We start from the raw sequence: 17,196 nt of genomic DNA, 5'->3' as shown, positions 1-17,196 counted from the left end.
AGGGAAGAGCATGTCGATCGGTGATCTGCTCGCACTGATGCCTCCCCACGCCGGGGCCGGAGCGGACGTCGACTGGGACGCTGCGGAGAGGGCCTGGGGAACGTCGTTTCCCGCGGACTACAAGGCGTTCGTGACGCACTACGGCATCGGGTCCATCGACGCCTTTCTCGGAGTCTTCGAGCCGTCCGTGGACGATTCGGGGCAGCCGGCCGGGCACATGGCGGACGAGACCTCCGTGGCCCAAGAGCTCTGGGAGTTCCTGGCAGGCATCCCTGGCGTCGCTGCCGAACCGGACCGCATTCTGACCTGGGCAACCGACAGTGCTGCGGACCTGCTCTGCTGGCTCCGGACGGACGGAACCCCGGACGAGTGGCCGGTGCTGGTGTACTCGCGTCTCGCCGACGAGTGGCGGCTCTACGACTGCGGGATGGCGGAGTTCCTCCTCCGTGTCTTCCGCGCCGAGTTCCCGGACAGTCCGCTCTCCGGGACCTCGATGTGGGGTGCCGCTTCGCCGCGCTTCCTGACGGACCAGGAGGAGGCGCGGATCACCGCGTCGGGCCAGGACCCATGGGCCTGACACCACTGAAGTAGTTCGAAGCGAAGGCCGTCGGGGTGACCCGGCGGCCTTCGCCGTTCCCGGCGTGAGGTGCGGCAGGGTCGCGCCTCACGTGCCGTCCACCCTTCGGAGGAATCTCCGGGCGCCACGTAGATTCCGCCGCCCACGCGCGGGCCCGCTCAATGCCCCCCCGAAGCGCCGCATAGCAGGGTGTAGTCGACAGCGGGACGTTTTTCTTCCGATCCGTAACGCCAGCGGGGATTTCCGTATCCCGATCTCCTGCGCAAGTCGTGGGACCGCGCTATCAGGCGGCTCGATCTGACTGCGTATAACCCGCCGACTTGCGGCACGAGTGGACCACCGTGGCCCTGACCCACGGAGTGTCCATTCACGAGGTGTCTCGTTGGCCCGGACATCGTTCGATCAAGGTCACGGTGGACCGGTACGGCCACCTCACGCAGGACGGTCAGGAGCGCTGCCGTCAGGTCGTCGAGACGACCGTCGGGCCGCACATGCTCACACCAGGCCGAGCGCCTGCAGTGCGCGGTGCTGACTTGGTGCTGACTTGACCGGCCAGAAGAGGTAGCAGACACCGCCCGTACCGCCTCTGACCTTGCCGTTCGCGTCGTACCGTTTGGTCCTCAACCAGATGTTCTCCCACTCCTGGCGGCGGTAGACGCGGCGGACGGCCTCGTTGGTGGGTGAGGCGGGGTCGTTGGCGATGACGTCGCCGGTCGCCGTGAAGCCGATGACGGTCATCAGGTGGCCCGAGGTGCCGTAGCCGGCGCCGGTCAGTTCCTCCTTGCGGAAGGACTGGGACGTTATGGCCGGGATGCCGGCCCGGATCAGGGATTCGAGTTCCGTGAGCGAGCGCAGGCGGGTGACCGCGGCGTTCATGTCGGGGTAGGTCGCCGCGTAGGCGGCGTTGAAGGGCCAGTTGCCGCAGCCCTGGTACTGGTGGTCGTAGGTGTAGCGGGCCGCGTGGCAGACCTGGGGGTCGGCGAAGGACGGGTTCACCCAGGCGAGCTGCTCGGCCGAGGGGCGGCGGCCCCAGTACTCGACGATCATCTGGGAGGAGGTCGGGCTGCACCAGGCCTCGCCGCCGTTGTCGTACTCGGGGTACTGGCCGACGTGGGTGTTCTGGGAGTAGCGCGGGACCAGCAGTTCGTGGTCGAGTCCCGGCTCGGAGGCCGGGACCGTGAAGCGGTCCGGGATGTCCGAGGCCATGGCGCCGAGCCTCCAGACGGTGGGGGTCAGGGCGCTTCCGGGGGTGCGGTAGAGGGTGAGGCGCAGACGGTACGCGCTCAGGCGCAGGCCGCTCGCCGCGTCGTCGATCGCGAAGGTGTCGGTCCAGACGGTGCTCTTGCCGTCGGTCTGGTCGTCGACCGAGGTCCGCCGGATGTCGCCGTCGCCGGCGGCCCAGCGGCCCATCACGTACCAGGGGGTGGCGGTGCCGTCGGAGTACGTGCCGGACAGTTCGACCTGGAGCCAGGTGCCGGGCGGGGTGGCGGCGTTCCAGGAGGCGATGACCTCGGTGGCCGGTACGGCCGGGGTGTGGACGGGCGAGGTCCAGGTGGCGTACTCCCAGGCCGCGGTGCGGCCGGTGTGCGGGTCGGTGTAGTCGACGCGACCGGCGGGGGTGGCGAGGGTCAGGCCCGGCCGGAGGCCGGCGACTGCCTTCGTACCCGCCGTCGTGCCGCACCTCCAGTCCGTGTAGGAGGACCAGAAGCGGTTGTCGACCAGTCCGGCGGCGGGGACGTGGCCTCGCCCGGCGCCGTCGGCCGGGCAGTCGGAGGCGGCGCAGCCGGGGCCGGCGGCGGTGGCCGGGCCTGCGGCGGCCGTTCCCGCGGCGGCCGCGAGCGCCGCGGCGAGGACGGTTCTGCGCGGGGTGGAGCTGGTCATGGGCGGTGACCCCCAGTCGACGAGAACGGTGGGCGTACGGGAGAGCCGAGGCGTGGGCGTACGGGAGTGCCTTGGTGTGGACGGACAGGCCTCCGCACCGGTGGACGGGCGGGGCCGCGCGGGCCCACTATCCCGGCTCCCCGGGGCCTCCGCCAGCACTTCGCCTCGCGTCGCCGCACCAATATTGGTCTCCACCACTGACGGCGGTACCTCGCTGACCTGCGACGGTCCCCCACTCCCCTACCCTGGGGCCATGAACGACCTCGACCGCGCGGCGCACGCGCTGCTCCGGCTGCCCCCCTCCTGCGGACCGGTCCGGCTGATCGCGGTCGACGGGCACGCGGGCTCCGGCAAGTCCACCCTCGCGGTCCGCCTCTCCGCCGCCCTCGGCGACGCGCCCGTCCTCCGCCTCGACGACCTCGCCACGCACGAGGAGCTCTTCGAGTGGACCGGCCGGCTCCGGGAGCAGGTCCTGGAACCGCTCTCGCGCGGCGAGACCGCCTCCTACCGCACGTACGACTGGCGGCTGCGGCGCTTCGGCGAGGCCCGGGAACTGCCTCCGGCCCCCGTGGTCCTCGTCGAGGGCGTCGGCGCCGGCCGGCGGGTGGTGCGGCCGTTCCTGGCGTGGCTGCTGTGGATGGAGCGCGGCGCCGAGGACTCCTGGGCGCGCGGGCGCCGGCGGGACGGGCCGGAGCAGGCCTCCTTCTGGGAGGGCTGGACCGTGGCGGAGACTCGCCATTTCGCGGAGGACCCCTCCAGACCCTTCGCCGACACCCTGGTACGGGAGCGTCAGGAGGGGTACGACTGGCTTCCCGGGCCGGCCGTGACAGCGGGCACGGACCAGATCCTCACGCACAGTGACGGCCTCCTGTCCGTGAACTGAGGGGGTGGAAGTCCGCTTCCGCAAGTCCCTCAACTTCGCTTGACCGACGGGGCGTACAGGTCTTACGTTCTGAATGTGCGGCTTTTCGGAGCCGCCGCGGACACGAAGCCCCCGGTTGTTCCCCCGTGATCGGGGGCTTCGTTCTGCCCCCGGAAGCCCTTCCCGAGCCTTCCGGGAGCCTTCTCCACGGCCTCGTCCACCCCTGATGCTCACCCAGGGTCACCGCTTCCGGATCATGCGCTTCTCCTTAAGCGCGCACCCCCTGCGCAGGTACGATGCCCCCAGGTGCGGTCAAATCCCGTCCATGCGATGACGGTTGTGGGGGACCCGATGGACATCGGCACGCAGGGGTCGCAGACCCCCGCCGAGCTCGCCTGGCTGCGCGGAGTCGACGCCTACACGATGGGCGCGTATCCGCAGGCGGAGGACGAGTTCCGGACGGCGGTACGGATCGATCCCGGGATGGCGGACGCCTGGCTCGGGCTGCACGCGCTCCGGGTCGACACCACGACCGCGCTGCTGCGCATGTACCGCAACCGCGAGCGCTTCGGCGAGCAGCGGACCCGGTACCGGCGCACCCTGAACTCCTGGTACTGGCTGGGCTGGTGGGTGCAGCCGGTCCTGGAGAGCCCGCGCGACCTGCTGCTCGCGCACGCCTCCCACTGGCTCGACGGCCGCCACGTACCGGAGCTCGACCGGGCCCTCGCGGGCCTCCCACCGGTCGACACCGACCCCCAGGTGCGCTTCCTGCACGCCTGCCGCGCCTACCTCGTCAAGGACTGGGACCAGCTCGTCCGGCACACCGAGACCCTCGTCGACGACCCGCTGCTCGGCATCGAGGCCGGACTGTTCGGCGGCATGGCCCGGGTGCGCCTGGAGATGTACGGCCAGGCCGAGCCGCTCCTCTCGGCCTCGCTGATGCGGTGCCGCAGCGAGCAGCCGCAGCGCAAGGAGCTGCGCTACTGGCTCGCCCGCGCCCACGAGGGCACCGGGCGCAGCGCCGCCGCCCTGCCCCTCTACCGGGCCGTGCACCGGATCGACCCGGCGTTCATGGACACCGCGGCGCGGCTCGCGGCGATCGCCGAGTACGACGGGTTCGAGGGCTACGACGGGGTCGACGACCCGGCCGGGCTCGCGGCGGTCGCGCTCGGCACGCTCGGCGGGGGCCTCGGCCAGGACGCGGTGGACACCGTCCCCGGCGCCGAACCCGACCCCGGCGGACTCGGCGACGGGCTGCGGCTCGCGCCCGAACCGGTGCCGCCGGCCGCCCCCGTCACACCGCCGGAGACCGTACGGCAGAAGGCCCCGCTGCCCGGCCAGCCGGTGCCGCCGCGCTTCCCCGCCGGACCCACCGATCCGGTGCTCCTCGCGGAGGCCCTCGCCGAACTGGAGGGCATGGTCGGGCTCGAACCGGTCAAGCGCCAGGTCAAGGCGCTGTCCGCGCAGCTGGAGATGGCGCGGCTGCGGGCCGGGCAGGGTCTTCCGGTCCAGCCGCCCAAGCGCCACTTCGTCTTCTCCGGCCCCTCGGGCACCGGGAAGACCACGGTCGCCCGGATCCTCGGGCGGGTCTTCTACGCCCTCGGGCTGCTCGGCGGCGACCACCTCGTCGAGGCCCAACGGGCCGACATGGTGGGCGAGTTCCTCGGCCAGACCGCGGTCAAGGCCAACGAGCTGATCGACTCGGCGGTCGGCGGGGTGCTGTTCGTGGACGAGGCGTACGCGCTCTCCAACACCGGCTACAGCAAGGGCGACGCCTACGGCGACGAGGCCCTCCAGGTGCTCCTGAAGCGGGCCGAGGACAACCGCGACCACCTCGTGGTCATCCTGGCCGGCTACCCCGAGGGCATGGACCGGCTGCTCAGCACCAACCCCGGCCTGTCCTCCCGGTTCACCACCCGGGTCGACTTCCCCTCGTACCGCCCGCTGGAACTCACCGCCATCGGCGAGGTCCTCGCGGCGGCGAACGGGGACGGCTGGGACGAGGAGGCGCTCGACGAGCTCCGCTCGATCAGCGGGCACGTCGTCGAGCAGGGCTGGATCGACGAGCTCGGCAACGGCCGCTTCCTCCGCACCCTGTACGAGAAGTCCTGCGCCTACCGGGACCTGCGGCTCTCCGGATACCCGGGGACCCTGAGCCGGGAGGACCTCGCCACCCTCCGGCTCGCCGACCTCATGCAGGCGTACGGCGAGGTCCTGTCGGGCCGCGGTCCGGTCGACCGCGGCCCGCAGCAGGAGCCGCCGGGCTACTAGCGCGCGGCGCCAGGGAGCCCCGGGGGCACCAGCGCGCCGGCTACTAGCGCGTCCGCGAGGGTGCGACCGGCTGGACCCGGTGGGCGGGGTCGCGGACCTCGCCCACCAGCATCTCCAGGACGTCCTCCAGGGCGACCAGGCCCAGGACCCGTCCCTGGCCGTCCGCGACCTGGGCCAGGTGGGTGGCGGCGCGGCGCATCACGGTGAGGGCGTCGTCGAGCGGCAGCTCCGCGCGGAGCGTCGCCATCGGGCGCCACAGCCGCTGCGGCACCGCACGCTCCCGCTCCTCCAGGTCCAGGACGTCCTTCACGTGCACGAAGCCCATGAAGGTCGCCCGGCCCTCGGCGCGGACCGGGAAGCGGGAGTACCCGGTCCGTACGGTCAGCTCCTCGATCTCGCGCGGGGTGACCGACGGCGGGACCGTGACGAGGGAGGAGGGGGCGATCAGGACGTCCGTCACCGGACGGCTGCCCAGTTCGAGGGCGTCCTCCAGGCGCTCCTGCTCGGCCGGGTCGAGCAGACCCGCCTGGCCCGCGTCCTCCACGAGACGGCCGAGCTGGGTGCTGGTGAAGACCGCCTCCACCTCGTCCTTCGGCTCCACCTTGAACGCCCGCAGGACCAGCCGGGCGCAGGCCCCGAGCGCGGCCGTGACCGGCCGGCAGACCCGCTCGAAGCCGACGAGACCGGGGGCGAGCCAGAGGGCGGTGCGCTCGGGGTCGGCCATCGCCAGGTTCTTCGGGACCATCTCGCCGATGACGAGGTGGAGGAAGACGACCGCGGCGAGGGCGATGACGTAGCCCAGCGGATGGATCAGCCCCTCCGGGACGCCGATCGAGTGGAAGACCGGTTCGAGGAGCTGGGCGACGGTCGGCTCGGCGACGGCGCCGAGCGTCAGGGAGCAGACGGTGATGCCGAACTGGGCGGCGGCCATCATCTGCGGCAGGTTCTCCAGGCCGTACAGGACCTGCTTGGCCCTGGCGCCCCCGAGCGGCTCGATCTGGCTGCGCCGGACGGAGACGAGGGCGAACTCTGCGCCGACGAAGAAGCCGTTGGCGAGGACCAGGAGGACGGCGAAGAGGAGTTGCAGGGTGCTCATCGGCCGGCCTCCGCGGGGACGGGCACCGGGTCGGTCATCGGATCGGCCACCGGGGCGGAAACCGCTGCGACCGGGGCGGGACCCGAGGCCGACGCCTCGGCCTCGTCCTGCTCGGGTGCCGTCCGGACGATCCGCACCCGCTCGGCGCGGTAGCGGTCGACCTGGCGGACCGAGAGGCGCCAGCCGGGGAGCTCGGCGCGGTCCCCCGGGGCCGGGATGCGCCCGAGGAGGTCGGCGACGAGCCCGGCGACGGTCTCGTACGGCCCGTCGGGCACGTCGAGGCCTATCCGGCGCAGGGTGTGCACCCGGCAGGAGCCGTCGGCCTCCCAGGCGGGACGACCGTCCTCGGCGGGCGCCGCGGCCAGCTCGGGCCGCCCGTCGGCGGCCGTGTCGTGCTCGTCGCGGACCTCGCCGACGAGCTCCTCCACGATGTCCTCCAGGGTGACGACCCCGGCCGTGCCGCCGTATTCGTCGACGACCACCGCGATCGGCTGCTCCCGTCGCAGACGCTCCAGGAGCGTCTGGGCGGGCAGCGTCTCGGGGACGAGCAGCGGCGGGACCGCGATCCGTCCGACGGGCGTGCGCAGGCGGGCGTGCGGGGCGACGGCGAGCGCGTCCTTGAGGTGGACCATGCCGACGATCTCGTCGATCCGGTCGCGGTAGACCGGGAAGCGCGAGAGGCCGGTGGCCCGGGTGAGGTTGAGGACGTCGGCCGCGGTGGCGTCCCACTGGAGGGCGCTCACCTTCACGCGCGGCGTCATGACCTGCTCGGCAGTGAGACCGCCGAGGCTCAGGGTCCGTACGAAGAGGTCCGCGGTGTCCTGTTCGAGCGCGCCGGCCTCGGCGGAGTGCCGGGCCAGCGAGACGAGCTCGCCCGGGGTGCGGACCGAGTCCAGCTCCTCGGTGGGCTCGACGCCCAGGAGCCGTACCAGCCGGTTGGCGACCCGGTTGAGCAGCGAGATCACCGGCCGGAAGAGGGCCGAGAAGCGGCGCTGCGGGGTGGCGACGAAGCGGGCGACCTGGAGCGGCCGGGAGACCGCCCAGTTCTTCGGGACGAGCTCGCCGACCACCATCTGGACGGCGGAGGCGAGCAGCATGCCGATCACCACCGAGATCCCGGAGACGGCCCCTTCGGGCAGTCCGGTCGCGGTGAGCGGCCCGTGCAGCAGCCCGGCGAGCGCGGGCTCGGCGAGCATGCCGACGACCAGCGAGGTGATCGTGATGCCGAGCTGGGTGCCGGAGAGCTGGAAGGACAGCTCGCGCAGGGCGGTGACGACGGTGCGGGCGCGCCGGTCGCCGGCGGCCGCGGCTCGCTCGGCCTCGGCGCGCTCGACGGTCACGAGACCGAACTCGGCGGCCACGAAGAAGCCGTTGGCGAGGATCAGGAGGAAGGCCGCGAAGAGCAGCAGAAGGGAGACGATCATGCCGCCGCCTCCAGGGAGGGGGCGGCGCAGGTACTACCGGACGATCCGTCCATTGCTGGAGGGAGTCACTCCTCGGGTCGAAGGGTGGTCTCGCGGGCCGCGGCTGCGGCCCTGCACACGCGAGACGGTGGCGCCGCTCGGCGCCACCGTCTCCAGAGTAGTCATGTGAACGCCCCGAGGGGCAGGGGGTCGGCCCCGGATGGGGGACGAACCGGGGTTCAGGCCTGCTCGGCGCCCGTCCCGTGGCTGTCCGCGAGGGCCCGCAGGGCGCGGGCGTCGCGGATCGCCGACTCCTTGGCGATGCCCGGCTGGATGCCGAGCACCGGCAGGCTGGTGCCGTCGCTCAGGTCGAGGAAGACCCAGGGGTCGCCGGGGCGGAGGTTGACCTTGAGGATCTCCGCCCAGGCGAGCCGCCGGGTCCTGGTGATGTTGACGACCGTCACGCCCTCGTCGTCGGCGACGACCTTGGGACGGCTCAGCAGGACGAGGACCCCGGACAGCAGCACGGCGGTGAGGACGAAGCTGGCGCGCTCCCCCGGTCCGAGCCGCTCCAGCATCATCGCGACGCCGGTGATGACCACGAACATCGCGGCGCTCATGGTCAGCAGGACGGCCCGGGTGCGCCCGGGACGGAAGGTGACCGGGAGGGCGGGCGTCGTGGACTGCGACATCGGAGGTTCCTCAGTGCCTGGTGGGACGGTGCGGGCAGGCCGGCCGTCAGAGGCGGCAGGCGTGGATGGCGGTGGTGAGGATGGCGCGGGCGCCGATCTCGTACAGGTCGTCCATGATCCGCTGCGCCTCCTTGGCGGGGACCATCGCGCGGACGGCGACCCAGCCCTCGTTGTGCAGCGGGGAGACGGTCGGCGACTCCAGGCCCGGGGTGAGGGCGACGGCCTGCTCCAGGTGCTCGGCCCGGCAGTCGTAGTCCATCATCACGTACGAGCGGGCGACCAGGACGCCCTGGAGGCGGCGCATGAACTGCTGCACCTGCGGGTGGTCGTCGGAGGCGCCGTGGCGGCGGATGACGACGGCCTCGGAGGTCAGGATCGGCTCGCCGATGACCTCCAGGCCCGCGTTGCGCAGGCTCGTGCCGGTCTCCACGACGTCCGCGATGACCTGGGCGACGCCCAGCTGGATCGCGGTCTCGACCGCGCCGTCCAGGTGGACGACGGAGGCGTCGATGCCCTGGTCGGCGAGGTGCTTGGCGACGATGCCCTCGTAGGAGGTGGCGATCGTCATGCCGCCGAAGTCCTCGGGGCCGTTCGCGGTGCCCGGGCGGGTGGCGTAGCGGAAGGTGGACCGGCCGAAGTTCAGCGGGAGGATCTCCTCGGCGCTGGCTCCGGAGTCCAGGAGCAGGTCACGGCCGGTGATGCCGATGTCCAGCTTCCCCGAGGCGACGTAGATCGCGATGTCCTTCGGCCGCAGGTAGAAGAACTCGACCTCGTTGTCGGGGTCGATGACCACGAGCTCCTTGGACTCCTTGCGCTGGCGGTAGCCGGCCTCATGGAGCATTGCCGACGCAGGTCCGGAGAGGGAACCCTTGTTGGGGACGGCGATGCGCAGCATGGGGTGAGCTTCCTTTGCCTGGGAGTTCGGGGAGGGGGTGACGCGTGTGCTCGGAAAGTCGTGCTCAGAGATTCGTACTCGGAGATTCGTACCCGGAGTCTCGTGCTCAGAGATGGGCGTAGACGTCGTCGAGCGAGATCCCGCGGGCGACCATCATCACCTGGACGTGGTACAGCAGCTGCGAGATCTCCTCGGCGGCCGCTTCCTTGCCCTCGTACTCGGCGGCCATCCAGACCTCGGCGGCCTCCTCGACGACCTTCTTGCCGATGGCATGGACGCCCTTGCCCACCAGTTCCGCGGTGCGGGAGGTGGCCGGGTCGCCGGTCTCTGCCTTGAGCTTGAGCTCGGCGAAGAGCTCTTCGAAGGTTTTGTTCGCCATGATGGTCCTAAGAGTACGGGGTAAGGGTCGCGTCATCAGCGCCAGGGTTCGCTGACCGTGCGCAGCGTGGTGGCGGTGGCGACGGCTGCGGTGACGGCCTCGTGGCCCTTGTCCTCGGAGGATCCCTCCAGGCCGGCCCGGTCGAGCGCCTGCTCCTCGTTGTCGACGGTGAGGACGCCGAATCCGACGGGTACGCCGGTGTCGATCGAGACCTGGGTGAGGCCGTGGGTGACGCCCTGGCACACGTACTCGAAGTGCGGCGTTCCGCCGCGGATGACGACGCCGAGCGCCACGATGGCATCGTAGCCGCGCCCGGCGAGGACCTTGGCCACGACCGGGAGCTCGAAGCTGCCCGGGACGCGGAGCAGCGTCGGCTCGTCGATGCCGAGCTCGCTGAGGGCGCGCAGGGCGCCGTCGACGAGACCGTCCATGATCTTCTCGTGCCACTGCGCCGCGATGACCGCCACCCGGAGGTCGCCGCAGTTCTTCACGCTGAGGACGGGTGCGCCCTTGCCGCTCATGTCTCTCCTAGCCGACTTGCCGATGGATCGATGTACCGATGTCGTACGTACGTGGTTACTGGTTGCCGCAGGTGGAGGCCTGGGAGCCGTCCAGCCAGGGCAGGTCGTGCCCCATCCGGTCCCGCTTGGTGCGCAGGTAGCGGAGGTTGTGCTCGCCGGCCTTGACCGGCATGGGCTCCCGGCCCTCGACGCGCAGGCCGTGCCGGGTGAGGGCGTCGATCTTGTCGGGGTTGTTGGTCATCAGGCGCAGGCTGCGAACGCCGAGGTCGCCGAGGATCTGCGCGCCGGCCGCGTAGTCGCGGGCGTCGGCGGGCAGTCCGAGTTCCAGGTTGGCGTCGAGGGTGTCGCGGCCCTGCTCCTGGAGCTCGTACGCGCGCAGCTTGGACAGCAGGCCGATGCCGCGGCCCTCGTGGCCGCGCAGGTAGACGACGACGCCGCGGCCGGCCTCGGTGATCCGGTCCATGGAGGCGTGCAGCTGGGGGCCGCAGTCGCAGCGCTGCGACTGGAAGATGTCGCCGGTCAGGCACTCGGAGTGGACCCGGACGAGGACGTCCTCGCCGTCGCCGATCTCGCCGTGGACGAGGGCGACGTGCTCGACGCCGTCGACGGTGGAGCGGTAGCCGTACGCGGTGAACTCGCCGTGCGCGGTGGGGAGCTGGACCTCGGCCTCGCGGCGGACGGTCGGCTCGGCGGAGCGGCGGTAGGCGATCAGGTCCTCGATGGAGATGATCGTCAGGCCGTGCTTGCGGGCGAAGGGCACCAGTTCGGGCAGGCGCAGCATCACGCCGTCCTCGCCGGCGATCTCGACGATCGCGCCGGCCGGGCGGAGGCCCGCGAGGCGGGCGAGGTCGACGGCGGCCTCGGTGTGTCCGTTGCGGACGAGGACGCCGCCGGGCTTGGCGCGCAGCGGGAAGATGTGGCCGGGGCGGACGAAGTCGGACGGCTCGTGGCTGCCGGAGGCCAGCATCCGCAGGGTGGTGGCGCGGTCGGCGGCGGAGATGCCGGTGGTGACGCCGTGGGCGGGGGACGCGTCCACGGAGACGGTGAAGGCCGTGCGCATCGACTCGGTGTTGTGCTCGACCATCTGCGGGAGTTCGAGGCGCTGCAGCTCCTCGTCCTCCATGGGGGCGCAGATCAGGCCGCGGCACTCGCTCATCATGAAGGCGACGATCTCGGGCGTGGCCTTCTCGGCGGCGATGACGAGGTCGCCCTCGTTCTCGCGGTCCTCGTCGTCGACGACGACGACGGGGCGGCCGGCGGCGATGTCGCGGATGGCCTGCTCTACGGGGTCGAGGGCGAGGTCGGTGGCGTCCCACATCGGAAGCGCGCTCATGCCGTGACTCCTTCCAGGGCGGGGGTCGTGCGGGTCCGGAGCCACCAGTCGCGCATGCCCCAGATGACGAGGGCGAAGTAGACGACATAGACGAGGCCGGAGAAGGCGAGGCCGCTGTTGAAGGCGAGCGGGACGCCGACGAGGTCGACGAGGAGCCAGGCGAACCAGAACTCGACGAGGCCGCGGGCCTGGGCGATCATCGCGACGAGGGTGCCGACGAAGATGTACGCGTCGGCCCAGGGGCTCCAGGAGAGCGACGGGTAGAGGGTGAAGAGCCCGCCGACGGCGAGGGTGCCGAGGGCCGCGCCGGCGAGGAGCAGTCCGCGCTCCTTCCAGGTGGCGAAGCGGACGGCGATGGAGCCGTCCTGGGCCTGCTGCTTGCCGCGGTTCCACTGCCACCAGCCCCAGGCGGCCACGCCGATGACGAGGAGCTGCTTGCCGACGCCGCCGGAGAGGTGGGCGGTGGCGTAGGCGCCGACGAGGATGACGCCGGAGAGCAGCTGGGCGGGCCAGGTGAGGATGGAGCGGCGCCAGCCGAGGGCCAGGGCGATCAGACCGATCGTGTTGCCGATCATGTCGGACCACATGATGTGCTGGCCGAAGACGCTGAACGCCTCGGAGTTGAGCCAGTTCACTTCTCGTTCTCCTTGGCGTCGGTGCCGAGCAGCCGCTCGACGTACTTGGCGATGACGTCCACTTCGAGGTTGACCGGGTCGCCGGACTGCTTGATGCCGAGCGTGGTCAGGTCGAGGGTGGTCGGGATGAGGCTGATGGTGAACCAGTCGTCGGCGACCTCGACGACGGTCAGGCTGACGCCGTCGACCGTGATCGAGCCCTTCTCGACGACGTACCGGGAGAGGTGGGCGGGCAGGCCGACCTTGACGAGTTCCCAGTGCTCGGACGGGGTCCGCTCCAGGATGGTGCCGGTGCCGTCGACGTGGCCCTGGACGATGTGACCGCCGAGGCGGCCGCCGACGGCCATGGGCCGCTCCAGGTTGACGCGGGAGCCGACGGCGAGGGCGCCGAGGCTGGACCGCTTGAGGGTCTCGGCCATGACGTCGGCGGTGAACTCGCCGTCGCCGAACTCGACGACCGTGAGACAGACACCGTTGACGGCGATGGAGTCGCCGTGCTGGGCGCCTTCCGTGACCAGGGGGCCGCGCAGCCGGAAGCGGGAGGCGTCCTCCAGCTGCTCGACGGCGACGACCTCTCCCAGTTCTTCGACGATTCCGGTGAACACGGTCAGGCTCCCTTGAGGGTGGCGGTGATGCGGATGTCGGATCCGATGTGCGCGGTCTCGGTGACGTCGAGCCGCAACGCTTCGGTGAGGGTGGTGATTCCGGCGTCGGCGAGGGCGGCGGGGCCCGCGCCGAGGAGGACCGGGGCGAGGTAGCCGACGACCTGGTCGACGGCGCCCGCGGCGATGAAGGCGCCCGCGAGGGTGGGGCCGCCTTCGAGGAGTACGGAGCGGACACCGCGCGCGTGCAGGGCGTCCAGGAGGGCGGGGACGGCGAGGCCGCGCTCGGCCCTGGGGAGCCGTACGACGTCCGTGAGGGTGGTCTCGGCGTCCTCGGCGATCGCGATCAGGGTGGGGCCGGCGTCGTCGAGGACCCGGGCGCCGGGCTTGACGGCGGTGGCCTCCGTGTCGACGACGACCCGCAGCGGCTGGACGGCGCCGTCGACGCCCCGGACGGCCAGGTGGGGGTCGTCGGCGCGGGCGGTGCCGGAGCCGACGACGACGGCGTCGGCCTCGGCGCGCAGCCGGTGGACGTCGGCGCGGGACTCGGCGGAGCTGATCCAGCGGGAGGTGCCGTCGGCGGCGGCGATCCGGCCGTCGAGGGTGGCGGCGTACTTCCAGCGGACGAAGGGGCGGCCGCGGCGGACGGAGGTGAGCCAGGCGATGTTGCCGGCCTCGGCCTCGTCCTCCAGGAGGCCCTGCTCGACCTCGATCCCGGCGGCGCGGAGCGTGTCGGCACCGCCGGTGGCCTGCGGGTTCGGGTCGGCGACGGCGTACACGACGCGGCTGACGCCGGCCTCGATCAGGGCCTGGGCGCAGGGGCCGGTGCGGCCGGTGTGGTTGCAGGGTTCGAGGGTGACGTACGCGGTGCCGCCGCGGGCCAGGACGCCGGCCGCGCGCAGGGCGTGGACCTCGGCGTGGGGGCCGCCGGCGCGCTGGTGGAAGCCTTCGCCGACCGGGTGGCCGGAGGCGTCGGTGATGACGCAGCCGACGACCGGGTTGGGGCTGGTGGCGCCGAGACCGCGTGCGGCGAGCTCGACGGCGCGTCGCATGGCGGTGATGTCGGCCTGCTGGGCCACCGGGTCCTCCTGCCTCTTCGGGCACGGACTCCGGGGCCTGTCGATGACGACAGAGAGCGGGTACGACGCTGCGCACGGGTGTGCCGGTACGGCCGGAGGTCCACGGGTGCGCCGACGGAACGCGGCCACCAGCGGACGTACGGCCGGCACACCCCTGGTGGGGTCGCCCGCCGCGCACTGCCTCCCATCCGGACTTTCACCGTCGGTCCAGGAATCTCACCTGGTCAACCGGCCGCTGGCTTGCGGACGGGTCGCGGACTATACCGCCGGTTCGGAATTACACCGACCCCGGAGTGCGCTGCTGCTGATACAGGGCCAGTGTGCCACGACCGGCGTGGATCACCAGCCCCGGGCCCTGTGGGCTGACTCACAGATTCCCACACATGGCGCCTTTGGTCCAGACCTATTGACGCACTGGTCTAGTCCTCTTAATCTCCGTGTCACCTCCGAGGTGACGGTCCGTCGGTGTGCGCACTCCACGGGCCCAACACGTACCACCCCCCTGTTCGTTGCGTGTTTTCTTCGACCTCCCCAGGAGGACCGATCGTGCTGTCCCCCACGACCAAGAGAGCCTCGCTGTTCGCGTCCGGCGCGGCCGTCGCCGGGCTGCTGCTCAGCTCGCTCTCCGGCGGCGTCTCGTACGCGGCCGACAACGAGTCCTGTCGCCCCGACGGGCTCTACAAGACCCCGGGCGTCGACGTCCCGTACTGCTCGGTCTACGACACCGAGGGCCGCGAGAAGATGGGCGCGGACCACCAGCGCCGGGTCATCGGCTACTTCACCGGCTGGCGCACCGGCAAGAACGGCCAGCCCGCGTACCTGGCCAAGGACATCCCGTGGGACAAGATCACCCACATCAACTACGCCTTCGGCCACATCGGCGGCGACAACAAGCTCTCCGTGGGCACGGACGGCCCGGACAACGCGGCCACCGGGATGACCTGGCCCGGTGTCGCCGGCGCGGAGATGGACCCCGCGTACCCGTACAAGGGGCACTTCAACCTGCTCAACAAGTTCAAGAAGCAGCACCCGAACGTCAAGACGCTGATCTCGGTCGGCGGCTGGGCGGAGACCGGCGGCTACTTCGCCGACAACGGCGACCGGGTCTCCTCCGGCGGCTTCTACTCGATGGCCACGAACGCCGACGGTTCGGTCAACCAGGCCGGGATCGACACCTTCGCGAACTCGGCCGTCGACTTCATCCGCACGTACGGGTTCAACGGCGTCGACATCGACTACGAGTACCCGACCACGATGAAGGACTCGGGCAACCCGCTCGACTGGCAGATCTCCAACGCGCGCCGCGCCGGACTCGTGCAGGGCTACGCGGCCCTCATGAAGTCCCTGCGCGAGAAGCTGGACACGGCCGGCGCCGCCGACGGCAGGCACTACCTGCTGACCGTCGCCGCCCCGTCCTCCGGCTACCTGCTGCGCGGCATGGAGACGTTCCAGATGCAGAAGTACCTGGACTACGTCAACATCATGTCCTACGACCTGCACGGCGCCTGGAACGAGTACGTCGGCCCCAACGCCTCGCTCTTCGACGACGGCAAGGACGCCGAGCTCGCCGCCGCGAACGTCTACGGCTCCTCGCAGTACGGCTCCATCGGCTACCTCAACACCGACTGGGCGTACCACTACTTCCGCGGCTCCATGCCGGCCGGCCGCATCAACATCGGCCTGCCCTACTACACCCGCGGCTTCAAGAACGTGCAGGGCGGCACCGACGGCCTGTGGGGCAAGGCGGCCACGACCACCTGCCCGGCCGGCGCCGGCCTGACCAAGTGCGGCGACGGCGCCACCGGCATCGACAACCTCTGGCACGACAAGGACACCAACGGTGTCGAGTCGCCCGCCGGCTCCAACCCGATGTGGCACGCCAAGAACCTGGAGAAGGGGATCGTCGGCGACTACGTCACCCAGTACGGCTTCCCCACGAACACCACGCTGACCGGCACCTACGCCCGCAAGTACGACGCGACCCTGGTCGCGCCGTGGCTGTGGAACGCCGACAAGAAGGTCTTCCTCTCCACCGAGGACGAGCAGTCCGTGGGCGCCAAGGCCGACTACGTGGTCGACCGCGGCATCGGCGGCACCATGGTCTGGGAGATGGCCGGCGACTACGCCTGGAACGCCGCCAAGGGCCAGTACGAGATGGGCTCCACGCTCACCTCGCTGATGTACGACAAGTTCAAGGCGGCCACCCCGTACGGCGCGAAGAAGTCGAACAAGGCGCTGCCGACCCAGGCCGTGAAGATCGACACCCAGTTCACCGAGTTCAAGCTGGGCGACTCGAACTACCCGATCACCCCGAAGATCAAGATCACCAACAACACGGCGACGACGCTGCCCGGCGGCACGGAGTTCCAGTTCGACTACGGCACCTCGGCCCCGAACAACGCCTCCGACCAGTCCGGCTTCGGCACGAAGGTCATCAGCAGCGACCACACGGGCTCCAACGTGGGCGGCCTGAAGGGCGACTTCCACCGCGTCTCCCTGAAGCTCCCGGCCTGGCAGACGCTGGCCCCGGGCGCGACGGTCGACCTGGCCTTCAACTACTACCTGCCGGTGTCCACCCCCTCCAACTGGACGGTGAACATCAACGGCACGACGTACGCCCTCGCCGGTGACCTGGCGCGCGGCACGACGGTCGTGGAGCCGGGCACCACCACGCCGCCGACCACGCCCCCGACGACGCCGCCCACCACCCCGCCGACGACTCCCCCGACCACGCCTCCGACGACGCCGCCCACCACGGGCTGCACCGCCCCGGCGTACGCGGCCGGCCAGGTCTACACCGCGGGCACCACGGTCTCCCACAAGGGCCACCAGTGGAAGGCCCAGTGGTGGACGCAGAACGAGGAGCCGGGCACGACCGGCGACTGGGGCGTCTGGAAGGACCTCGGCACCTGCTGACGCACCCCCGCTGAAACCCCCGGCGGCGGACTCTCACGGCCCTTGCCCCCGCCG

15 protein-coding genes and 1 riboswitch are annotated in these 17,196 nt (G+C 71.4%); of the genes, 4 read left to right on the top strand and 11 right to left on the bottom strand.

Annotation, left to right across the window (positions count from 1 at the left end; genetic code table 11):
• The first annotated feature begins 10 nt into the window (after positions 1-10).
• On the top strand, positions 11-577 hold the full coding sequence (locus GGE06_RS32975; protein WP_184932508.1) for an SMI1/KNR4 family protein: 567 nt from the start codon (positions 11-13) through the stop codon (positions 575-577).
• A 495-nt stretch (positions 578-1,072) separates the two neighbouring features.
• Here the strand turns inward: GGE06_RS32975 and GGE06_RS32970 are convergent, their stop codons facing one another.
• Positions 1,073-2,458, bottom strand: a complete 1,386-nt coding sequence (locus GGE06_RS32970; protein WP_184932507.1) for a C39 family peptidase — start codon at positions 2,456-2,458, stop codon at positions 1,073-1,075.
• A gap of 253 nt (positions 2,459-2,711) precedes the next feature.
• On the opposite strand from GGE06_RS32970, the gene GGE06_RS32965 reads away from it, so the two are divergent.
• A complete protein-coding gene (locus GGE06_RS32965; protein ID WP_116162055.1) occupies positions 2,712-3,341 on the top strand; it encodes a uridine kinase family protein in 630 nt (209 codons plus the stop codon).
• A gap of 330 nt (positions 3,342-3,671) precedes the next feature.
• Positions 3,672-5,591: an AAA family ATPase gene (locus GGE06_RS32960; RefSeq protein WP_184932537.1), complete on the top strand. Its 1,920-nt coding sequence runs from the start codon at positions 3,672-3,674 to the stop codon at positions 5,589-5,591.
• 43 nt (positions 5,592-5,634) lie between these two features.
• Here GGE06_RS32960 and GGE06_RS32955 read toward each other — a convergent pair whose 3' ends face one another.
• The 10 genes from GGE06_RS32955 to ribD form a co-directional block, all read right to left on the bottom strand.
• A complete protein-coding gene (locus GGE06_RS32955) occupies positions 5,635-6,687 on the bottom strand; it encodes a hemolysin family protein (RefSeq protein WP_184932506.1) in 1,053 nt (350 codons plus the stop codon).
• Positions 6,684-8,111: a hemolysin family protein gene (locus GGE06_RS32950; RefSeq protein ID WP_116162052.1), complete on the bottom strand. Its 1,428-nt coding sequence runs from the start codon at positions 8,109-8,111 to the stop codon at positions 6,684-6,686. The genes GGE06_RS32955 and GGE06_RS32950 overlap by 4 nt, the downstream gene beginning before the upstream one ends.
• 218 nt (positions 8,112-8,329) lie before the next feature.
• The gene (locus GGE06_RS32945) at positions 8,330-8,782 is read right to left on the bottom strand and encodes a PH domain-containing protein (RefSeq protein ID WP_116162051.1); all 453 of its coding nucleotides are present in this window, start codon (positions 8,780-8,782) and stop codon (positions 8,330-8,332) included.
• 46 nt (positions 8,783-8,828) lie between these two features.
• Positions 8,829-9,677, bottom strand: a complete 849-nt coding sequence (gene hisG, locus GGE06_RS32940; RefSeq protein WP_030691289.1) for an ATP phosphoribosyltransferase — start codon at positions 9,675-9,677, stop codon at positions 8,829-8,831.
• 106 nt (positions 9,678-9,783) lie between these two features.
• A complete protein-coding gene (locus GGE06_RS32935) occupies positions 9,784-10,056 on the bottom strand; it encodes a phosphoribosyl-ATP diphosphatase (RefSeq protein WP_116162050.1) in 273 nt (90 codons plus the stop codon).
• 35 nt (positions 10,057-10,091) lie between these two features.
• Positions 10,092-10,577, bottom strand: coding sequence for a 6,7-dimethyl-8-ribityllumazine synthase (ribH, locus tag GGE06_RS32930; RefSeq protein ID WP_024760819.1), 486 nt, complete (start codon positions 10,575-10,577; stop codon positions 10,092-10,094).
• A gap of 55 nt (positions 10,578-10,632) precedes the next feature.
• Positions 10,633-11,910, bottom strand: a complete 1,278-nt coding sequence (locus GGE06_RS32925) for a bifunctional 3,4-dihydroxy-2-butanone-4-phosphate synthase/GTP cyclohydrolase II (protein WP_116162049.1) — start codon at positions 11,908-11,910, stop codon at positions 10,633-10,635.
• On the bottom strand, positions 11,907-12,497 hold the full coding sequence (locus GGE06_RS32920; RefSeq protein WP_116165633.1) for a nicotinamide mononucleotide transporter family protein: 591 nt from the start codon (positions 12,495-12,497) through the stop codon (positions 11,907-11,909). The genes GGE06_RS32925 and GGE06_RS32920 overlap by 4 nt, the downstream gene beginning before the upstream one ends.
• 44 nt (positions 12,498-12,541) lie before the next feature.
• On the bottom strand, positions 12,542-13,150 hold the full coding sequence (locus GGE06_RS32915; RefSeq protein ID WP_116162048.1) for a riboflavin synthase: 609 nt from the start codon (positions 13,148-13,150) through the stop codon (positions 12,542-12,544).
• Positions 13,151-13,152: 2 nt separating this feature from the next.
• Entirely contained in the window at positions 13,153-14,226 is a 1,074-nt protein-coding gene (gene ribD / locus GGE06_RS32910) for a bifunctional diaminohydroxyphosphoribosylaminopyrimidine deaminase/5-amino-6-(5-phosphoribosylamino)uracil reductase RibD (RefSeq protein WP_116162047.1), read from the bottom strand.
• A gap of 170 nt (positions 14,227-14,396) precedes the next feature.
• Positions 14,397-14,527: riboswitch (FMN riboswitch) on the bottom strand.
• Between the two features lie 245 nt (positions 14,528-14,772).
• On the opposite strand from ribD, the gene GGE06_RS32905 reads away from it, so the two are divergent.
• The gene (locus tag GGE06_RS32905; RefSeq protein WP_184932505.1) at positions 14,773-17,142 is read left to right on the top strand and encodes a chitinase C-terminal domain-containing protein; all 2,370 of its coding nucleotides are present in this window, start codon (positions 14,773-14,775) and stop codon (positions 17,140-17,142) included.
• The last annotated feature ends 54 nt before the right edge of the window (positions 17,143-17,196 follow it).

It is taken from the genome of Streptomyces nymphaeiformis (assembly GCF_014203895.1).
GTDB classification, from domain to species: domain Bacteria; phylum Actinomycetota; class Actinomycetes; order Streptomycetales; family Streptomycetaceae; genus Streptomyces; species Streptomyces nymphaeiformis.
Note: the sequence above shows the minus strand (reverse complement) of the source record. Positions and strands in the feature narration are given on the sequence as shown.

Excerpts from the sequence above, each read along its gene's own strand:
- ribH (WP_024760819.1), bottom strand. The coding sequence starts at position 10,577 with ATGAGCGGCAAGGGCGCACCCGTCCTCAGCGTGAAGAACTGCGGCGAC.
- hisG (WP_030691289.1), bottom strand. The coding sequence starts at position 9,677 with ATGCTGCGCATCGCCGTCCCCAACAAGGGTTCCCTCTCCGGACCTGCG.
- GGE06_RS32945 (WP_116162051.1), bottom strand. The coding sequence starts at position 8,782 with ATGTCGCAGTCCACGACGCCCGCCCTCCCGGTCACCTTCCGTCCCGGG.
- GGE06_RS32935 (WP_116162050.1), bottom strand. The coding sequence starts at position 10,056 with ATGGCGAACAAAACCTTCGAAGAGCTCTTCGCCGAGCTCAAGCTCAAG.
- GGE06_RS32975 (WP_184932508.1), top strand. The coding sequence starts at position 11 with ATGTCGATCGGTGATCTGCTCGCACTGATGCCTCCCCACGCCGGGGCC.
- GGE06_RS32950 (WP_116162052.1), bottom strand. The coding sequence starts at position 8,111 with ATGATCGTCTCCCTTCTGCTGCTCTTCGCGGCCTTCCTCCTGATCCTC.
- GGE06_RS32970 (WP_184932507.1), bottom strand. The coding sequence starts at position 2,458 with ATGACCAGCTCCACCCCGCGCAGAACCGTCCTCGCCGCGGCGCTCGCG.
- GGE06_RS32965 (WP_116162055.1), top strand. The coding sequence starts at position 2,712 with ATGAACGACCTCGACCGCGCGGCGCACGCGCTGCTCCGGCTGCCCCCC.
- GGE06_RS32925 (WP_116162049.1), bottom strand. The coding sequence starts at position 11,910 with ATGAGCGCGCTTCCGATGTGGGACGCCACCGACCTCGCCCTCGACCCC.
- GGE06_RS32920 (WP_116165633.1), bottom strand. The coding sequence starts at position 12,497 with ATGTGGTCCGACATGATCGGCAACACGATCGGTCTGATCGCCCTGGCC.
- GGE06_RS32960 (WP_184932537.1), top strand. The coding sequence starts at position 3,672 with ATGGACATCGGCACGCAGGGGTCGCAGACCCCCGCCGAGCTCGCCTGG.
- GGE06_RS32955 (WP_184932506.1), bottom strand. The coding sequence starts at position 6,687 with ATGAGCACCCTGCAACTCCTCTTCGCCGTCCTCCTGGTCCTCGCCAAC.